Origin of the sequence: Yersinia kristensenii, assembly GCF_900460525.1 — a bacterium.
Classification (GTDB): domain Bacteria; phylum Pseudomonadota; class Gammaproteobacteria; order Enterobacterales; family Enterobacteriaceae; genus Yersinia; species Yersinia kristensenii.
The window spans coordinates 1,648,593-1,667,400 of sequence record NZ_UHIY01000001.1; the positions used below are offsets into that span (position 1 = coordinate 1,648,593).

Here is an 18,808-nt window from a genome sequence, read left to right on the forward strand (position 1 = left end):
GTATAAACGGATATATCGAGGATATAGGCATGCCAATTCGGGTTCCTGATGAATTACCCGCAGTGAGTTTCTTACGCAATGAGAATGTTTTCGTCATGACCTCATCGCGCGCAAAAACTCAGGAAATTCGTCCCTTGAAGGTATTGGTTTTGAATCTAATGCCTAAAAAAATTGAGACGGAAAATCAATTCCTGCGTTTACTCTCTAACTCGCCCTTACAGGTCGATATCCAATTGCTGCGTATTGATAGCCGTGAGTCAAAAAACACGCCAGCCGAGCATCTAAATAACTTCTATTGCGACTTTGAAGACATTCAAGAGCAAAACTTTGATGGTCTGATTGTGACTGGGGCTCCATTAGGTTTGGTCGATTTCTGTGATGTTGCTTATTGGCCGCAAATTGAGCGCATTATTGCATGGGCAAAAGATCATGTGACCTCAACTTTATTTGTGTGTTGGGCGGTACAGGCAGCATTAAATATCTTATATGGTATCCCTAAAATGACGCGGGAGACCAAGCTCTCAGGCATTTACCAGCACCAAACAGACAAACCCCTGGCGCTACTCACGCGCGGTTTTGACGAGACATTCTTGGCTCCCCATTCTCGTTATGCAGATTTCCCCGTTGAGGTGCTCCAGCAATACACTGATTTAGATATTCTGGTCTCATCGGAAGAAGCTGGTGCATATTTGTTTGCCAGTAAAGATAAGCGGGTTGCTTTCGTAACAGGTCATCCTGAGTATGATGTCGATACTTTGGCGGGTGAATATCAGCGGGATCTGGCCGCTGGTTTGAACCCTCAAGTTCCACTCAATTATTTCCCCAATGATGATGCTTCATTACCACCAAAAGCATCTTGGCGTAGCCACGGGCATCTGTTGTTTGCCAATTGGTTGAACTACTACGTTTACCAAATCACGCCATTTGATTTGCGTCATATGAATCCTACCCTCGACTGATTTTCCCTCTCTCTAAATGTTAACAAAGGCGGCTGAATCGAGGCCGCCTTTCTGTTTTTGGCTCTGATGGAGCCTATTTCCCTCCCTCTAACTGGTCTGATCTCTTTATTAAACAATAAGTTATCATACAAAAAAGTAATGAATGGAAGTTGGTTCCTATCTTACTAATATCTACTATCATGTTAACAATATGATAATTAAAGATTAAAAAATTATTTTAAATAAAAATGGAAATCGTTTTTGATTTTCACGATTAATTGATTATTCTTAGTCCTGTCGGGGTGAAAAGTAACCATAAAATCTAGCCTTCAATTTCCGGTTGGAATGCATTACCCGATACGAATCCAAGAATGACGCTACATTGGCGTTGATGTGAAAGTCGTGAGATTGGGAAGGGGAAGGGAAATGACACAACAGTTGGTTGGCACGGAGTTAGTTTTCACACAGCAATTTACTGCTGCAGAGCGACAGGTTTTGCCGGATGAAGCTATCGAATTCTTAACAGAATTGGTGCTGAAATTTGCACAATCTCGTAGCGAACTCCTTGCAGCACGGGTATCTTGGCAGAAAAATATAGATCAAGGCGCATTGCCGGATTTTATTTCGGAAACCAATTCCATTCGTAATAGTGACTGGAAAATACAAGGGATTCCTGCTGATTTACGAGATCGCCGTGTAGAGATTACCGGGCCGGTTGAGCGCAAAATGGTGATTAATGCCCTTAATGCCAATGTGAAAGTCTTTATGGCCGATTTTGAAGATTCACTGGCACCAAGCTGGGACAAAGTGATTGATGGCCAAATTAACCTGCACGATGCGGTCAAAGGGACGATTTCCTATGCAAATGAATCTGGCAAGATTTATCAGCTTAAACCTAACCCAGCGGTATTGATTGCCCGAGTTCGCGGCCTGCATTTGCCAGAAAAACATGTGAAATGCCAGGGCGAAGCTATTCCTGGCGGTCTGTTCGATTTCGCGTTGTATTTCTACCATAACTATAAGCAATTACTTGCCAACGGCAGCGGCCCTTACTTTTATTTACCGAAAATGCAGTCCTATCAAGAAGCTGCGTGGTGGAGTGATGTTTTCACCTTTACCGAGCAGCGCTTCGGCTTACCGCAAGGCACCATTAAAGCCACGGTATTAATTGAAACATTACCTGCTGTATTCCAAATGGATGAGATTCTCTACTACCTGCGCCATCACATTGTTGGCCTCAATTGTGGCCGCTGGGACTATATCTTCAGCTATATCAAGACACTGAAAAACCACGGCGATCGTGTGTTGCCAGATCGTCAATCAGTCACCATGACTAAGCCTTTCCTCAGCGCGTATTCCCGTTTACTGATCAAAACCTGTCATAAACGAGGTGCTTTGGCGATGGGCGGTATGGCGGCATTTATCCCGAATAAAGACCCAGTAAAGAATGCGCTAGTATTGAATAAAGTCCGTGCAGACAAAGAGTTAGAAGCGAGTAATGGTCATGATGGTACATGGGTTGCACATCCAGGTTTGGCTGATACGGTGATGGACGTTTTCAACAAAGTATTAGGGGCACGGCCAAATCAATTAGAGGTTAGCCGCGAGCACGATAAACCGATCACCGCTGCGGAGTTGCTGGAGCCTTGCTCTGGAGAACGCACGGAGGAAGGGATGCGCGCCAATATCAGGGTCGCTGTGCAATACATTGAAGCATGGATATCGGGTAATGGTTGCGTGCCGATTTATGGCCTGATGGAAGATGCCGCAACGGCTGAGATTTCCCGCACTTCTATCTGGCAATGGATACATCACCAGAAAAACCTCAGTAATGGTCAGACGGTGACGAAAGAACTGTTTCGCAGCATGTTGAGTGAAGAAATGCAGGTAGTGAAGCTTGAACTTGGCGCAGAGCGTTTTGATGGCGGGCGGTTTGAAGAAGCTGCGCGCCTGATGGAGCGGATTACAACACAAGACGAGCTTATCGATTTCCTGACCTTACCGGGCTACGCATTATTAGCCTGATACCCTTTGTCCTTGAAGCTGCAGGGTTGTTAGCTACGTTCGCTCACCCGAATCACTGACTTGTGTCAGCTCATCGGGATTCGTTCGCTTGCTGCCTACCCGCAACTCCAATGGCTTTGGATATCACATTTAATTTAACCCTACAAAATTTAATAATAAGGAATATCGCTATGACTGCCTCTCGTACTCAGCAAATTCAGCAATTGGAACAGGAATGGAAATCACCGCGCTGGGAGGGGATTACTCGCCCGTACAGTGCCGAAGAAGTGGTTAAGCTGCGTGGCTCAGTTAACCCTGAATGCACACTGGCGCAGCACGGCGCTAAGAGATTGTGGGAATTATTGCACGGTAAATCGCGCAAAGATTATATCAACTGTCTGGGCGCGTTGACCGGTGGGCAGGCGTTACAGCAAGCGAAAGCTGGGGTCGAGGCTATTTATCTGTCCGGTTGGCAGGTCGCAGCAGATGCAAACACTGCATCAAGCATGTATCCGGATCAATCACTGTATCCGGTCGACTCGGTGCCTGCGGTGGTGAAACGTATCAATAACAGCTTCCGCCGTGCAGATCAGATTCAATGGTCGAATAATATTGAGCCGGGTAGCAAAGGTTATACCGACTATTTCCTACCAATTGTGGCGGATGCTGAGGCCGGTTTTGGCGGTGTGTTGAATGCATTTGAACTGATGAAAGCGATGATTGAGGCGGGTGCCGCGGGGGTGCATTTTGAAGACCAACTGGCGGCGGTGAAAAAATGTGGCCATATGGGGGGAAAAGTTTTGGTACCAACGCAAGAAGCAATTCAAAAGTTGGTCGCCGCCCGTCTGGCTGCCGACGTGCTGGGGGTGCCAACCCTGCTTATTGCCCGTACTGATGCAGATGCCGCTGATTTGCTGACCTCTGATTGTGACCCGCATGATAGCGAATTTATCAGTGGCGATCGCACCGCTGAGGGCTTCTTCCGCACCCATGCCGGTATTGAACAAGCCATCAGCCGCGGTCTGGCCTATGCCCCTTATGCCGATTTGGTGTGGTGTGAAACTTCAACACCGGATTTGGCGCTGGCTAAACGTTTTGCTGATGCCATTCACGCACAATTCCCTGGTAAGTTACTGGCTTACAACTGCTCGCCGTCATTTAACTGGAAAAAGAACCTGACTGACCAGCAGATTGCCAGCTTCCAGGATGACCTGTCTGCCATGGGTTACAAATACCAGTTTATTACCTTGGCGGGTATCCACAGCATGTGGTTCAACATGTTCGATCTGGCCCATGCTTATGCGCAGGGCGAGGGCATGAAGCATTATGTTGAGAAAGTTCAGCAGCCAGAATTCGCGGCTGTTGAGCGCGGCTATACTTTTGCATCCCATCAGCAGGAAGTGGGCACCGGCTACTTTGATAAAGTCACTAATATCATTCAGGGCGGCGAGTCTTCCGTGACGGCATTAACCGGCTCGACGGAAGAACAGCAATTTTAATCCGCTGTTTGAATAAAAGTGTTTTTTATCAGGAGCCTGCATATGCAGGCTCTGTTCCGTAGGGCTGGGGGGTTATCATGGCGGTAAAACTGGAACACTTAATCGCTCAGACAATTTTGCAGGGGTTCGATGCGCAATATGGCCGCTTTCTGGAGGTCACTGCTGGCGCTCAGCATCGCTTTGAACAGGCTGAGTGGCATGCCGTACAGCAGGCGATGAAGAAGCGTATTCACCTCTATGACCACCATGTCGGTCTGGTGGTCGAGCAATTGAAACATATTACTGACCAGCGCTGTTTTGATGTCGATTTTCTGGCGCGAGTAAAAGAAATCTACACCGAGTTGCTGCCGGATTATCCGCGCTTCGAGATCGCTGAAAGTTTTTTTAATTCAGTCTATTGCCGGTTGTTCAAACACCGAGATTTAACGCCGGATAAATTGTTTGTTTTCAGCTCACAACCGGAGCAGCGCTTTCGTGAGATCCCTCGCCCATTAGCGCGTGATTTCACCCCCAAGGGCAATTTGAGTGGCATGTTGCAGCTAGTGCTTAATGATTTGCCGCTGCGTTTACCCTGGGAAGATCTGCCTCGCGATATTGGCTATATTGTGGCGGCACTGCGGAAAAACTTTACCGCTGAGCAACTCGCGGATGCCCGCTTTCAAATTGCTAATGAACTGTTTTATCGCAATAAAGCCGCCTGGTTGGTGGGGAAGTTGCGGCTGGCGGATGGGGTCCACCCATTCCTGTTGCCTATCCATCACAATGAATCAGGCGCACTATTTATTGATACCTGTTTAACCAGTAGGGCAGAGGCCAGTATCGTGTTCGGCTTCGCCCGTTCTTATTTTATGGTGTATGCGCCATTACCGGCGGCGATGGTGGAATGGCTGCGGGAAATATTACCGGGTAAATCGACCGCTGAATTGTATATGGCGATTGGCTGTCAAAAGCACGGTAAAACAGAAAGTTACCGTGAATATCTCACTTTTGTTCATCAATCTAACGAGCAATTTATTATCGCCCCAGGGGTCAAAGGCATGGTGATGTTGGTGTTTACCCTGCCGTCATTTGATCGGGTGTTTAAGGTGATTAAAGATGAGTTTGCGCCGCAAAAAGAGGTCAGTCAGGCGCGAGTTTTAGAATGCTATCAATTGGTTAAAGAGCACGACCGGGTAGGGCGCATGGCGGATACCCAAGAGTATGAGAATTTTGTGATTGATAAGCACCGCATCAGTGCTGAACTGCTGGCGGAGCTACAACGGGAAGTGCCGGAGAAACTGGAAGATTTAGGCGATCAAATCATTATTAAGCACCTGTATATGGAGCGGCGGATGACGCCATTGAATCTCTATATGGAGCAGGCCAATGATCAGCAGTTGAAGGATGCTATTGAAGAATACGGCAATGCCATTAAACAGTTGGCGGCGGCGAATATTTTCCCCGGTGATATGTTGTTTAAGAACTTCGGCGTAACCCGCCATGGGCGTGTGGTGTTCTACGATTATGATGAAATTTGCTATATGACCGAGGTGAATTTCCGTGATATTCCGCCACCGCGCTATCCGGAAGATGAGATGGCCAGTGAGCCGTGGTATAGCGTCTCGCCCAATGATGTTTTCCCAGAAGAGTTTCGTCATTTTTTGTGCAGTGACCGGAAAGTGCGGCACTTTTTTGAGGAAATGCACAGCGACTTGTTCCACGCCAGCTATTGGCGAGGGTTGCAGCAGCGTATTAAAGATGGGCATGTGGAGGATGTTTTTGCCTATAGACGAAAACAACGATTCTCCCAGAGAGTGATCTCTTGACGGCGACTGCGCGTTGTCATTTTAGGATTGGGCAGTGCTCAAAATCCTCACGTACTTCGTGTACGCTCCGGTTTTTCCGCGCTGGCCGCACCTAAACTGACTTAGCTCGCTACGCCTTGATTGGGATAGATTAACGGCGACTGTGTGCAGGGTGCACCCAAATTCTTTTTGCTCGCTACGCATTAATTGGCAGTGAATCCACGACTACTGCGTGTATTCACTCCAATTACCTGTTTAGGTTGTGAGATAATTAATTCAGGCGCTCAATAATCATTGCCGTTCCTTGCCCTCCGCCGATACACAGTGTTGCCAGCCCCAAGGTTTTGTCGCGAGCTTGCAAGGCATGCAGCAGTGTCACCAGAATGCGTGCGCCGCTGGCACCTATTGGGTGGCCCAGAGCAATCGCACCGCCATTGACGTTCACTTTTTCTGCCACAAACTCCAATGTTTCCCCCACCGCCAAGAATTGCGCGGCGAAAGCTTCGTTGGCTTCGATCAAATCAATATCTGATAGTGTTAGCCCGGTTTTCTTCAGTGCGTTAAGAGTTGCCGGTACTGGCCCCATGCCCATCAAGGCCGGTACCACGCCAGCACTTGCATAGCCACGGATACGCGCCAGTGGGGTCAGTCCTAACTGCCGAGCACGGCTTTCCGACATCACCACCAATGCAGCGGCACCATCATTAATGCCGGATGCATTGCCCGCAGTGACCGTACCATCTTTGCTAAATGCCGGGCGCAATTTTGCCAAACCTTCCGCCGTGGTACTGGCTTTAGGGAATTCATCGGTATCCACGATGATATCGCCTTTGCGGTTTTTCACCGTCACCGGCACAATTTCTTTGGTGAAAGCACCGCTCGAAATAGCCGTCACGGCCTTTTGCTGTGAGGCCAGCGCTAATGCATCTTGGGCTTCACGACTAATGCCATACTCTTTCGCGACATTCTCTGCCGTGATGCCCATATGATAATCATGGGTGGCACACATCAAACCGTCTTTGAGGATCACGTCGAATAACTGGCCGTCACCCAGCCGATAGCCCCAGCGCGCTTTGCTGTCCATCAAATAAGGTGCCTGGCTCATATTTTCCATGCCGCCAGCAATAATGGTCTGTGCATCTCCGGCTAAAATCGCCTGAGCTGCCAATGCCACACTTTTCAAACCGGAGCCACACACTTTATTCACGGTATAGGCGCTGACGGTATCAGGTATTCCGCTTTTCAATAATGCCTGCCGTGCGGGGTTTTGGCCTAACCCGGCTTGAAGCACATTACCCAAAATAACCTCATCAACCTGGTCACCGCTGATACCGGCGCGGGCCATGGCCTCACGTAGCACAATTGACCCTAAATCGACCGCGCTGACTGCTGCCAATGCGCCATTAAAACTCCCAATCGCCGTACGTGCGGCACTGACAATAACAATACTTTCCATAAATGAATTCCTTATATGACGACGCTAAATGAGGGTGAGGCCGATAATAAATATGACGCCAGAGAACAGCAGGGCGGTGACGCAGTAGCCCATGATGTCCCGGACCCCCAAACCGGCAATCGCCAACGCAGGCAGCGCCCAGAAAGGTTGCGCCATGTTCATCCACTGCTCGCCATAGGCGATAGCCATCACGGATTTACCTAAATCGGCCCCCAGCGCTTGCGCGGCAGGAATGACAAATGGCCCTTGGATAACCCAGTGACCGCCACCTGATGGCACGGCGAAGTTAATCAGCGCGGAGCTGAAGAAAGTCATGATTGGGAAGGTGTCTTTGTTGGCGACATTGATAAAGAATTCGGTAATCAAACCCCCGAGACCGGAGTGCTCCATCATCAGTTGGATACCGGCATAGAAGGGGAACTGCACCAAAATACCCGCAGTACTTTTCGCGGCCGCTGAGATAGCGCGCATATAAGCCATTGGGGTTTTATGCAGCAACAGGCCAGCAATCATAAACATCATATTTACGGTGTTAATCGTGATGTTAAAGCCCTTTTCCCAGAAGCTCATCCCCAGATAAGCAATACCGAGTGCGCCAATGATGAACGCGATGATGCGGCTTTCTTCCATTTTCTCTGCTATGGGTGCATCAGCGGGCAAGGTTTTCTGGAAGCTGGGTTCTTCTGCCAATAGTGCTGGATCAATACTGACGACTTCATGAGGTTTCGGTACCATCATGCGGGTAACAAACGGCATGACGAGGATCAAACCCAAGGTAATGAACAGGTTATAGCCAGTGAACAGGGTTTCTGATACCGGGATCAGGCCAGCAATGTGTTCCACCGGGTTGCCCGGTGTGGCAGCCAGTAGGGGCATGGAGCCGGAGAATCCGCCGCCCCACGTCAGGAAGCCGATGTAAGCACAGGCAATTAACAGTGGATAATCGGAGCCAGGAATCCGCCGCGCCACTTCGCGAGCAAACATTGCGCCGACCACCAAACCGAATCCCCAGTTGATAACACAAGCCACCGAACCGAGGAAAGTGACCAGCATTACCCCTTGGGCGGGGGTTTTGGCGACGGAGGCGGTCAGCGTCAGCACCCGTTTAACTGGGGCTGAAGTTGCCAGCGCATGGCCGGTGACGATAATCAGCGCCATCTGCATACCGAATGCCAGCAGATTCCAGAAGCCATCGCCCCACATATGCACCATTTCAACCGGTGTGTGCGGGGTCAGTGCCAGCGCGATACCAAAGGTCAGCATCGTGAGCAACATGGCGAAAATCAGCGGATCGGGCAGATACCGGCTAACAAAACCGGTTAAAAAGCGGGAGATGCGGCCAATCATACAGCACCTTCCTCTAGCGCAACTGGCATGACTTTGAAGCCCGGTGATACCGAGAATTCAGCATCAGTTTTTGCCGAGATAGTTGCCAGCGTGACACCCGGCGCATGTTCTTGCAGGACTAATTGGCCCTGCTCGAAGCTGAACACCGCCAGTTCGGTCACTACCATGCTGACTTTATTTTTAGCCGTTAGCGGCAGCGAACAGTGCTTAAGGAGCTTAGATGAGCCATCTTTAGCGCAATGTTCCATCGCAATAATCACCCGCCGTGCGCCAGTGACCAGATCCATTGCGCCGCCCATGCCCGGAACCATTTTCCCCGGCACCATCCAGTTAGCCAGATTGGCGTGCTGATCGACCTGCAACCCGCCCAATACGCTGACATCAACATGACCTCCGCGGATCAACGCAAAGGAGAATGCGCTGTCAAAGGCCGCTCCGCCGGGCAATATTCCGCAAGGTAAGCCGCCCGCATTGACCAGATTAGGATGCGCTTCGGTGACCGGGGCCAAGCCAAGAAAACCATTTTCAGATTGCAGGGTGATATGAATATCAGTGGGTAAATAGTTGACCACTTGAGTTGGTAGCCCAATACCCAGATTCACAATGTCCCCGTCGTGCAGTTCAAGGGCGACGCGGCGCGCGATAAGTTCTTTAGCGTTCATTATTGGTTCTCCTGCGGGCAAACAATGTGGTCAATCAATGCAGCGGGGGTAATAACGCAATCAGGGGTAATGCTGCCGATATCCACCACGGACTCCGGCTCTGCAATGACAATATCGGCGGCCAGTGCCATGAGTGGGTTGAAGTTACGGGCGCTGAGTTGGTAAGTCAGATTGCCTTGATAGTCACTGAGGTGGGCGCGAACCAGCGCCAGATCGGCGCGTAGAGGCAGCTCCAGCAGATATTCGATATCATTCAGAGTGATTTTTTGTTTGCCATCTTCGACCACGGTGCCCACTCCGGTGGGGGTCAGGAAACCGCCAAGGCCAGCCCCACCACAGCGAATGCGCTCCGCCAGAGTGCCCTGTGGGACTAACTCGACTTCCATTTCACCCGAGATCATCCGGCGACCTGTTTCTGGGTTGGTGCCGATATGTGAAGCAATGACTTTCTTCACTCTGCCGCTGGCGACCAGTGGCCCGACGCCGGTATCAACGAAAGCCGTGTCGGTACTGATTAAAGTCAGATCTTTTACATTGGAATTCAGTAATGCGGAAATAAGACGGGGTGGTGCGCCGACCCCCATAAAACCACCGATCATAATGGTCATGCCATCACGGAAATACTCAGTAGCTTGCTCAATATCAATGAGTTTTCTTTTCATAGTTATCCCTTATATTTGATACCCAAAAACAGTTTCAATTAAGGAATTGCAACGACTGTGCCAATTAAAATGTTATTATTTATTTTTGTTGGAAGGTAATTAACTCGCTGATATCGGTTGGGTTAATTTAAACATTAAAAATAGAGTTAATAAGATGTGATATTAATTAACAAGGAAGTGTGCAATTTCTTGCACAGGGGTGCACATTTTGTTTCTCTTATTTTATTTGGAATAAAATTAGAAGTGAAATAACGCTCGGCTATCAAATAAATTTGATTCCAAGCGTTTTATTTTTAATAAGTATAAATAACACAGTTAATATTTATTTATATATTATCGTGGGATAGTTGTGACTGAGAATCGATGCGATATTCTTGTAATTTATACATCAATGCTCGGCGGCTGATACCTAATGCTCGTGCAGTTTGTACCCGATTATCCTGATTATTCGCTAGCGCCGCGCAGATTAGCTCACGTTCATAAGCTTTCATATTCTCTTTTAAACCTAATCCCTGTTCGGCAAAGATACCCCGGTTAACATTAGGCTGAGCATGTGCTTTGTGCTGTAAATGCTCAGGTAGATCATCAGGGAAAATGATAAATCCGGTGCTCATAATGACTGCGCGCTCAATGGCATTAGATAATTCCCGGATATTACCCGGCCAAGGGTAAGCATCGAGAATTGCTTGGGCGCTTGCATCTATTTCAATGATTTCCTTACCATTTTCAGCATTGAATTTCTGCAGGAAGTGTCTGGCTAACAACGGGATATCTTCAGGTCTTTCCCGTAAGGGCAATGGGGAAAGATGAATGACATTCAGGCGGTAAAAGAGATCTTGCCGGAACTCACCTTGCTCTACCATCGCGGGCAAATTCCGGTTGGTGGCGGCAATCAGGCGGATATCTGTTTTAATGGTTTGGCTGCCGCCTAAGCGCTCGAACTCTTTTTCTTGCAATACTCTCAGCAACTTAACTTGAAGGTTAAGTGGCATTTCACCCACTTCGTCCAGCAGCAGTGTGCCCAGATTAGCGCGTTCAAACAGACCCTGGCGTTGCATATGTGCACCGGTAAAAGCCCCTTTCTCATGGCCGAACAGCTCACTTTCTAATAAAGATTCCGGCAGTGCGCCGCAGTTTATTTTGATAAAGGGCCCTTTTGCTCGCGGGCTATTATAGTGAATGGCTTTAGCAATCAGCTCCTTGCCAGTGCCACTCTCACCGGTTATTAAAACACTCGCATGGCTCATGGCTATTTTGGCGGTATCGCGACAAAGCTCCATCATTTTGGCGCTGTTAGTCAGCAACCGGCCCCATTGATAACTGTCTGATAGGGCGCGATGCAGGCGGTTTATTTCTTGTTTCATCTCCTGTAATTGCATCGCACGGCCGATAATGATTTTTAGCTCATCCAAATCAAAGGGCTTAATCACATAATCAAATGCACCCAGACGTAGAGCTTCCACTGCCGTCTCTACGGCGGCATAAGCAGTCATCAGTATTACTGGGGTTTCCTGATGGGTTTGTCGCATAATTTGTAAGGCTTCAAGACCACTGATTTTTGGCATTCGGATATCCATGAGCACGATATCCGGTGTTTGCTGTTTGAATAACTCCAATGCTTGTTGTCCGTCCGCAGCGCAAATAGGTTGATGCCCATCAAGACTAAAGACGGTAGTTAACATGCGACGAACGTTTTCTTCATCATCAACAATCAGAATACGATAGGATTTTTTCATAATAGATTCCCTGCACCATGCTTAACTGGCAGTATAATAATAAATGTTGTTCCTTTATTCGGCTGACTTTCTAACCTAATATCGCCGTCATGGGAAGCAATAATGCGCTGACTGATGGATAACCCTAGCCCGGTGCCCGAAGGTTTGGTGGTATAAAAAGGATCAAATACTTTTGACTTAATATCATCGGCGATTCCACAACCGTTATCTTTGACTGTTATTTGCTGATAATTATCATCCAGTGTTTGAGTCGAAATAATAATTTCGCCACGAGCAGTGATGGACTGAACAGCATTAATTAGAATATTAAGCAGCACCTGCTTTAATAATTCACCATCAGCTTCAATATCGCTTAAGTTTTCATCTAGCTGAACATGGAAATCAACGCGCGCTTCGACACCTTTAGTTTTCACCAGAATCAGACTTTCTCTTAGAATTTGATTTAAATTAACTTGATGGTAACGGCCAATGCGCGGGCGGGAAAAATCGAGTAGCTGCTGGATGACACGGTTAATTGATTGGACTTCTTTCAGAATAATATGCGTATATTCGAGCCGTTGCGGATCTTTCTCACTGTCTTTGAGGATCTGAACAAATCCGCTAATCGCCGTGAGCGGGTTGCGAACTTCATGAGCCACCCCGGCCATTAATTCCCCTAATGTTGCCAGACGTTCAGCTTGTTCAATACGGCGCTGCACTTCTTTTTTAGCGGTTAAATCAGTAAATATTGCCAGTGCCCCAAGAGTATCACCCTGTGCATTGCGCAATTGGCTGGTACTAATGCTAAGTTGTATGGTGCGGTTTTTCCCTGGATAATCAAGCTCTAGCGCCACATGCTCAATGCCGCGATAGAGGGTATCCAGCACCGGGCTGTCGAAATCTATCTTTTCAAATACTTCCGCGTAAGGTTTGCCCATCAGTTCTTTGCGGTTATATCCAGTGATGAGTTCCCCGGCTGGGTTAATCATGGTGACGCAGCCATTAATATCAACGGATATAACGCCATCTGCGGCACTTTCAAGAATTAATTCATTGAGTGTTTTGGTTTCCCGCAAGGCGCGAGATAAAGCATTAACACTGTCGGAAATTTCACCCATTTCCCCCTTCATTGCGGGGATCCCGGTATTGAGATTCAGTGATAAATTGGCCAGACTGGATTTGATAATATCGATATCAGAGGCAAAACGGCGCGAGAAAGTAATAATCAGCCATAAGCTCAATAATAAACCAATGCTGATCACCACAATAATTTTGATATCCATCGACATGGCCTGGCGGTCAATGTCATTGGACAGTTCGTTAGCCCAGATATAACCCAAAATCTGGTTATCGCGTTTGATAGGAATCATGGCATTCATAATATTGCCACGCACTTGGGAACCCTTGCTTACCTGCGGCTCTCCACGGTTCATCACTTCATGACCGGGGTGATTGGGATTAATGCTAATCCCGACCGCCTTGCCATATTGCGCCTGAGGCGCGTAGGTAATAATGGCATCTAACTCTTTGTTATAATAACCCGCCCCGACACCGGAAAAAGCATGAGTAATTTCATCGGTAGCGGGGGCCAGATGTTGGTTTAATGCCTTAATGCGCTGTTCTCTGGGCAAATCCCGATAAAGCGTAAAGCTGTCTGCCAGCGCATTATCCAATAGGGTGGTGACGGCAAACAGCTTGGTTTTTTTTTCCTGCAATAAAGCATCTCGCCCTTCAGTTTCAACCAGATAGCCGATAATCAGCGTAGGTAGCGAAACCATAATGATCGCCAGAACAATCATTTTGCTCCGCAATGTGTGCGGGCGTAATTTATGGGTAAATAGTTTTTTGATGAATAGGTTTATATTTGATAATAATGAATGCATACCGGCCAAATCCTGGCGTTACCTTTTGCGGGTCAACGTATGGCGGGTTGCACACTAGCTACGATTGCCTCCGCCGTAAGATTGAGTGATTTCTTTCGCAGCATGAATGACCAGCGCGCCAAGTTCTGTGACGCGATCGTCGGTAATGCGCGATACTGGGCCAGAGATGGAAATAGCTGCAAAGGCTTCATGGTGTTCATCGAACAGGCAGGCGGCGATGCAGCGCAGGCCAAGTGCATGTTCTTCATCGTCAAATGAATAACCCTGTTTGCGGATCAGGGCTAAATTATCTTTCAAACTGGCTGGGCTGGTGCGGGTATGCTGAGTATAGGCGTGCAGCCCTTTTTTATGTAAAAGCTGCACCAGTTGATCGTCTGGCAGGGTGGAAAGAAAAGCTTTACCCGCCCCAGAAGCATGCATCGGCAACTTGCCGCCAATCGGCGCTGACATCCGCATCAGCGCGGTACATTGCACTTGGTCGATAATAATGGCTTGATAGTCACTGTGATCCAGTACCGCCAGGTTCACGGTTTCACCGGATTCATCCATTAAACGGCGCAGCATTGGGTGAACCATGGCCAATAAATTGCGGCTTTGCAAAAAGCTGCTGCCAACAATAAAAGCATGTGCGCCCATAGTCCAAAGGCCTAAATCACCCACTTGACGGACAAAACCTTGCTGTTGCATGGTGGTTAACAGGCGATGAGTGGTTGAGTTAGGTAAACCTGCCTGTTGGGCTAAATCTGTTAGCGCGACACTTCCTTGCGATTCGGAAATATATTCCAGTAATTTAAGTCCGCGAGTCAATGATTGGACCTGACCTGTCGCCGCTGGGGTGGTTTGTGCGGCAGGCTTGGGTTTCTTTCCCCGTTTAATCGGAATGGGTAGCGCCATAAATTAGTCTCTCATCTATTATTATGGAATTCATTTTCGTTTTTCAATTATGCATGTAAATAGTGAAAAATGCTCATCCGATGAGTGTGGTTATCTACCTGAAAAAGTCTCAACTGTAGCTGGACTCATTACATTGGCAACTTGTGCTAGGATGACAGATGAATTTTTCAGCATGTCTGATGCAAATAAATGACAAAAAATGCGTCAAATAATGGCAAGGCAACAGGGTAAAGAGGCGACAGTGGTGGACACAGTTACAAATAATAAGGTTAAGGAATTACACCAGCAATTAGCACAGCGGATTTTAGTGCTGGATGGTGGTATGGGAACCATGATCCAGAGCTATCGGCTGGAAGAGGAGGATTATCGGGGGGCGCGTTTTGCCGATTGGCCCAGTGACCTGAAAGGGAATAATGATTTATTGGTGCTCTCCAAGCCGGAAGTCATTATTGCTATTCATAATGCCTATCTTGAAGCCGGCGCTGATATTCTCGAAACCAATACCTTTAACTCCACCACCATTGCCATGGCGGATTATCAGATGGAGTCCCTGTCAGCTGAAATTAACTATGAAGCTGCCCGTCTGGCCCGTATCTGCGCCGATGAATGGACTGCCCGTACGCCCGAAAAACCCCGCTATGTCGCCGGGGTACTTGGGCCGACCAACCGAACCGCATCTATCTCGCCTAAAGTAAATGACCCTGCATTCCGTAATGTCAGTTTTGATCAGTTGGTTGAAGCTTATCGCGAATCGACCCGCGCCCTGATTGAGGGCGGTGTTGACCTGATTATGATTGAAACGGTCTTCGATACCCTGAATGCAAAAGCAGCCACCTTTGCGGTGGAATCTGAATTTGAAGCTATGGGGGGGCTGTTGCCGGTGATGATTTCCGGCACCATTACCGATGCATCTGGCCGGACTTTATCCGGCCAAACCACAGAAGCTTTTTATAACTCTCTGCGCCACGTGAAGCCGCTTTCTTTTGGCTTAAACTGCGCTTTGGGGCCAGATGAGTTACGCCAATACGTCGCGGAGTTATCGCGTATCTCTGAATATTATGTCAGTGCGCACCCGAATGCCGGTTTGCCAAATGCCTTTGGTGAATATGATTTGGAAGCCAAAGAGATGGCGGAGCAGATTGGTGAGTGGGCGCGGGCGGGCTTTTTGAATATTGTCGGCGGCTGTTGCGGGACGACACCACGACATATTGCCGCGATGGTCAAAGCTGTTGCGGGTGTTGCACCGCGTCCGTTGCCGGATATCCCGGTCGCGTGCCGTTTAGCGGGGCTGGAACCACTGACGATTGATGCTAATACGCTGTTTGTTAACGTCGGCGAGCGGACCAACGTCACTGGCTCGGCCCGGTTCAAGCGGCTGATAAAAGAAGAGAAATACGATGAAGCGCTGGATGTAGCGCGCCAGCAGGTTGAAAGCGGCGCACAAATCATCGACATCAATATGGATGAGGGCATGCTGGATGCCGAAGCCGCGATGGTGCGCTTCCTCAATCTGATTGCCGGTGAGCCGGATATTGCCCGGGTGCCAATTATGATCGACTCCTCGAAGTGGGATGTCATCGAAAAAGGCCTGAAATGTATTCAAGGCAAAGGGATTGTTAACTCCATCTCGATGAAAGAGGGTGAAGCTGCCTTTATCCATCACGCTAAACTGGTGCGCCGTTATGGTGCAGCGATGGTGGTGATGGCATTCGACGAAACAGGGCAGGCCGATACTCGCGCACGTAAAATAGAAATCTGCCGCCGAGCCTATAAAATTCTGACGGAAACGGTCGGCTTCCCGCCGGAAGATATTATTTTCGACCCAAATATTTTCGCCGTCGCGACCGGTATTGAAGAACATAACAACTATGCGGTCGACTTTATTGAAGCTTGTGCGGATATCAAAGCTGAGTTGCCCCACGCTATGATTTCTGGTGGTGTTTCCAACGTTTCATTCTCTTTCCGTGGTAATGATCCAGTGCGTGAAGCTATTCACGCGGTATTCCTTTATTACGCCATTCGTAATGGAATGGATATGGGTATCGTCAATGCCGGGCAGTTGGCTATCTATGACGACCTGTCGGATGAGCTGCGTGATGCTGTTGAGGATGTCATTCTGAATCGCCGTGACGACAGCACTGAGCGCTTGTTGGATTTGGCGGAAAAGTACCGTAGCAGTAAAAGTGGTGAAGTAGCCATTCAGCAAGCCGAGTGGCGCGGCTGGGCAGTTGGGAAACGGCTGGAATATTCATTGGTGAAAGGGATTACCGAATTTATCGAGCTGGACACGGAAGAAGCTCGCCAGCAGGCCGATCGGCCGATCGAAGTTATTGAAGGGCCGCTGATGGCGGGGATGAATGTGGTGGGCGACTTGTTCGGCGAGGGGAAAATGTTCCTGCCGCAGGTGGTCAAATCTGCTCGAGTGATGAAACAAGCGGTCGCCTATCTCGAACCTTATATTGAAGCCAGTAAACAGAAAGGCACCACGGCAGGAAAAATCCTGTTGGCGACGGTCAAAGGTGATGTGCATGACATCGGCAAAAACATTGTTGGCGTAGTGTTGCAGTGTAATAACTATGAAATCATTGACTTAGGCGTGATGGTGCCGACCGAAAAAATTCTGCGTACCGCGCGGGAAGAAAAAGTCGATATCATCGGTTTGTCTGGTTTGATCACGCCATCCCTCGATGAGATGGTCAATGTTGCCAAAGAGATGGAGCGCCAGGGCTTTACCTTACCGTTACTGATTGGGGGCGCGACCACCTCTAAAGCGCATACTGCGGTTAAAATCGAGCAAAATTACAGCGGCTCCACCACCTATGTTTCTAATGCCTCCCGCAGTGTCGGGGTGGTTTCAGCGCTGCTATCTGATACGCAACGCGATGATTTTATAGCAAAAACCCGTAAAGAATATGAAACTGTGCGTATTCAGCATGCGCGTAAGAAACCGCGTACACCACCGGTTAGCTTGCAGACCGCACGCGCGAATCAAACCGTCATTGATTGGGCGAATTACACTCCGCCAGTGGCGCACAAATTGGGGGTTCAGGCGGTAGAAGCCAGCATTGAAACCCTGCGTAATTATATCGACTGGACGCCATTCTTTATGACCTGGGCGCTGGCGGGTAAGTACCCGCGCATTCTGGAAGATGAAGTGGTGGGTGAAGAAGCCAAGCGCTTGTTCGCGGATGCCAATGAGATGCTGGATAAACTGTCAGCAGAGGATTTACTGCATCCTAAAGGTGTCGTCGGCTTGTTCCCCGCCAACAGTGTTGGCGATGATATCGAAATTTACCGTGATGAGCGCCGCGATGAAGTGCTGGTGGTCAGCCACCATTTACGCCAACAAACCGAGAAAACCGACTTCCCGAACTATTGTCTGGCGGATTACATTGCACCTAAATCCAGTGGTAAAGCTGATTACTACGGTGCTTTTGCGGTCACTGGTGGGCTGGAAGAGGATGCGTTGGCCGAGGCTTATGATGCTCAGCATGATGATTACAACAAAATCATGATTAAGGCGCTGTCTGACCGGCTGGCAGAGGCTTTTGCAGAATATCTGCATGAGCGGGTGCGTAAAGTGTATTGGGGCTTTTCACCGAATGAAAATCTGAGTAATGAAGAGTTAGTGCGGGAAAATTATCAAGGAATTCGCCCTGCACCGGGGTATCCGGCATGCCCGGAACATACCGAAAAAGGCCAAATTTGGCAGTTGTTGGATGTCGAAACTCACACCGGCATGAAACTGACGGAGTCCTATGCCATGTGGCCGGGGGCGTCGGTATCGGGCTGGTACTTCAGCCATCCGGACAGCAAATATTTTGCCGTAGCGCAGATTCAGCGGGATCAGGTTGAGGATTACGCCGCCCGCAAAGGAATGCCGGTCAGTGAAGTCGAGCGTTGGTTAGCACCTAATTTGGGCTACGATGCAGACTGATATTTAACTCAATGATTCAAAAAGTAA

12 protein-coding genes are annotated in these 18,808 nt (G+C 48.6%); 5 read left to right on the forward strand and 7 right to left on the reverse strand.

Going from position 1 to position 18,808, the window contains the following annotated elements; translation table 11 throughout:
* Nucleotides 1–29 precede the first annotated feature (29 nt).
* The 4 genes from metA (at nt 30) to aceK (ending at nt 6,246) form a co-directional block, all read left to right on the forward strand.
* On the forward strand, nt 30–959 hold the full coding sequence (gene metA, locus DX162_RS07645) for a homoserine O-acetyltransferase MetA (protein ID WP_004391887.1): 930 nt from the start codon (nt 30–32) through the stop codon (nt 957–959).
* A gap of 405 nt (nt 960–1,364) precedes the next feature.
* The gene (gene aceB / locus DX162_RS07650; protein ID WP_004391886.1) at nt 1,365–2,963 is read left to right on the forward strand and encodes a malate synthase A; all 1,599 of its coding nucleotides are present in this window, start codon (nt 1,365–1,367) and stop codon (nt 2,961–2,963) included.
* A gap of 170 nt (nt 2,964–3,133) precedes the next feature.
* Nucleotides 3,134–4,441, forward strand: coding sequence for an isocitrate lyase (gene aceA, locus DX162_RS07655; protein WP_098081049.1), 1,308 nt, complete (start codon nt 3,134–3,136; stop codon nt 4,439–4,441).
* A 77-nt stretch (nt 4,442–4,518) separates the two neighbouring features.
* On the forward strand, nt 4,519–6,246 hold the full coding sequence (aceK, locus tag DX162_RS07660; protein ID WP_004391883.1) for a bifunctional isocitrate dehydrogenase kinase/phosphatase: 1,728 nt from the start codon (nt 4,519–4,521) through the stop codon (nt 6,244–6,246).
* Between the two features lie 250 nt (nt 6,247–6,496).
* Here aceK and DX162_RS07665 read toward each other — a convergent pair whose 3' ends face one another.
* The 7 genes from DX162_RS07665 to iclR form a co-directional block, all read right to left on the reverse strand.
* Nucleotides 6,497–7,681 (reverse strand): acetyl-CoA C-acetyltransferase, encoded by a 1,185-nt coding sequence (locus tag DX162_RS07665; RefSeq protein WP_004391882.1) that lies wholly within the window; start codon nt 7,679–7,681, stop codon nt 6,497–6,499.
* Nucleotides 7,682–7,705: 24 nt separating this feature from the next.
* Nucleotides 7,706–9,028, reverse strand: a complete 1,323-nt coding sequence (locus DX162_RS07670) for a TIGR00366 family protein (protein ID WP_032820474.1) — start codon at nt 9,026–9,028, stop codon at nt 7,706–7,708.
* On the reverse strand, nt 9,025–9,690 hold the full coding sequence (locus tag DX162_RS07675) for a 3-oxoacid CoA-transferase subunit B (protein ID WP_004391880.1): 666 nt from the start codon (nt 9,688–9,690) through the stop codon (nt 9,025–9,027). Before DX162_RS07675 ends, DX162_RS07670 begins: the two co-directional genes overlap by 4 nt.
* Nucleotides 9,690–10,352, reverse strand: a complete 663-nt coding sequence (atoD, locus tag DX162_RS07680) for an acetate CoA-transferase subunit alpha (RefSeq protein ID WP_032820473.1) — start codon at nt 10,350–10,352, stop codon at nt 9,690–9,692. Before atoD ends, DX162_RS07675 begins: the two co-directional genes overlap by 1 nt.
* Before the next feature lie 326 nt (nt 10,353–10,678).
* A complete protein-coding gene (gene atoC / locus DX162_RS07685) occupies nt 10,679–12,088 on the reverse strand; it encodes an acetoacetate metabolism transcriptional regulator AtoC (protein WP_032820470.1) in 1,410 nt (469 codons plus the stop codon).
* Complete coding sequence (atoS, locus tag DX162_RS07690) at nt 12,085–13,950, reverse strand: two-component system sensor histidine kinase AtoS (protein WP_050413824.1); 1,866 nt, start codon at nt 13,948–13,950, stop codon at nt 12,085–12,087. The genes atoC and atoS overlap by 4 nt, the downstream gene beginning before the upstream one ends.
* Nucleotides 13,951–14,004: 54 nt before the next feature.
* The gene (iclR, locus tag DX162_RS07695; RefSeq protein WP_004391877.1) at nt 14,005–14,844 is read right to left on the reverse strand and encodes a glyoxylate bypass operon transcriptional repressor IclR; all 840 of its coding nucleotides are present in this window, start codon (nt 14,842–14,844) and stop codon (nt 14,005–14,007) included.
* A gap of 241 nt (nt 14,845–15,085) precedes the next feature.
* Here iclR and metH point away from each other — a divergent pair, with 241 nt between their 5' ends.
* On the forward strand, nt 15,086–18,781 hold the full coding sequence (gene metH / locus DX162_RS07700) for a methionine synthase (protein ID WP_115155901.1): 3,696 nt from the start codon (nt 15,086–15,088) through the stop codon (nt 18,779–18,781).
* Nucleotides 18,782–18,808 lie beyond the last annotated feature (27 nt).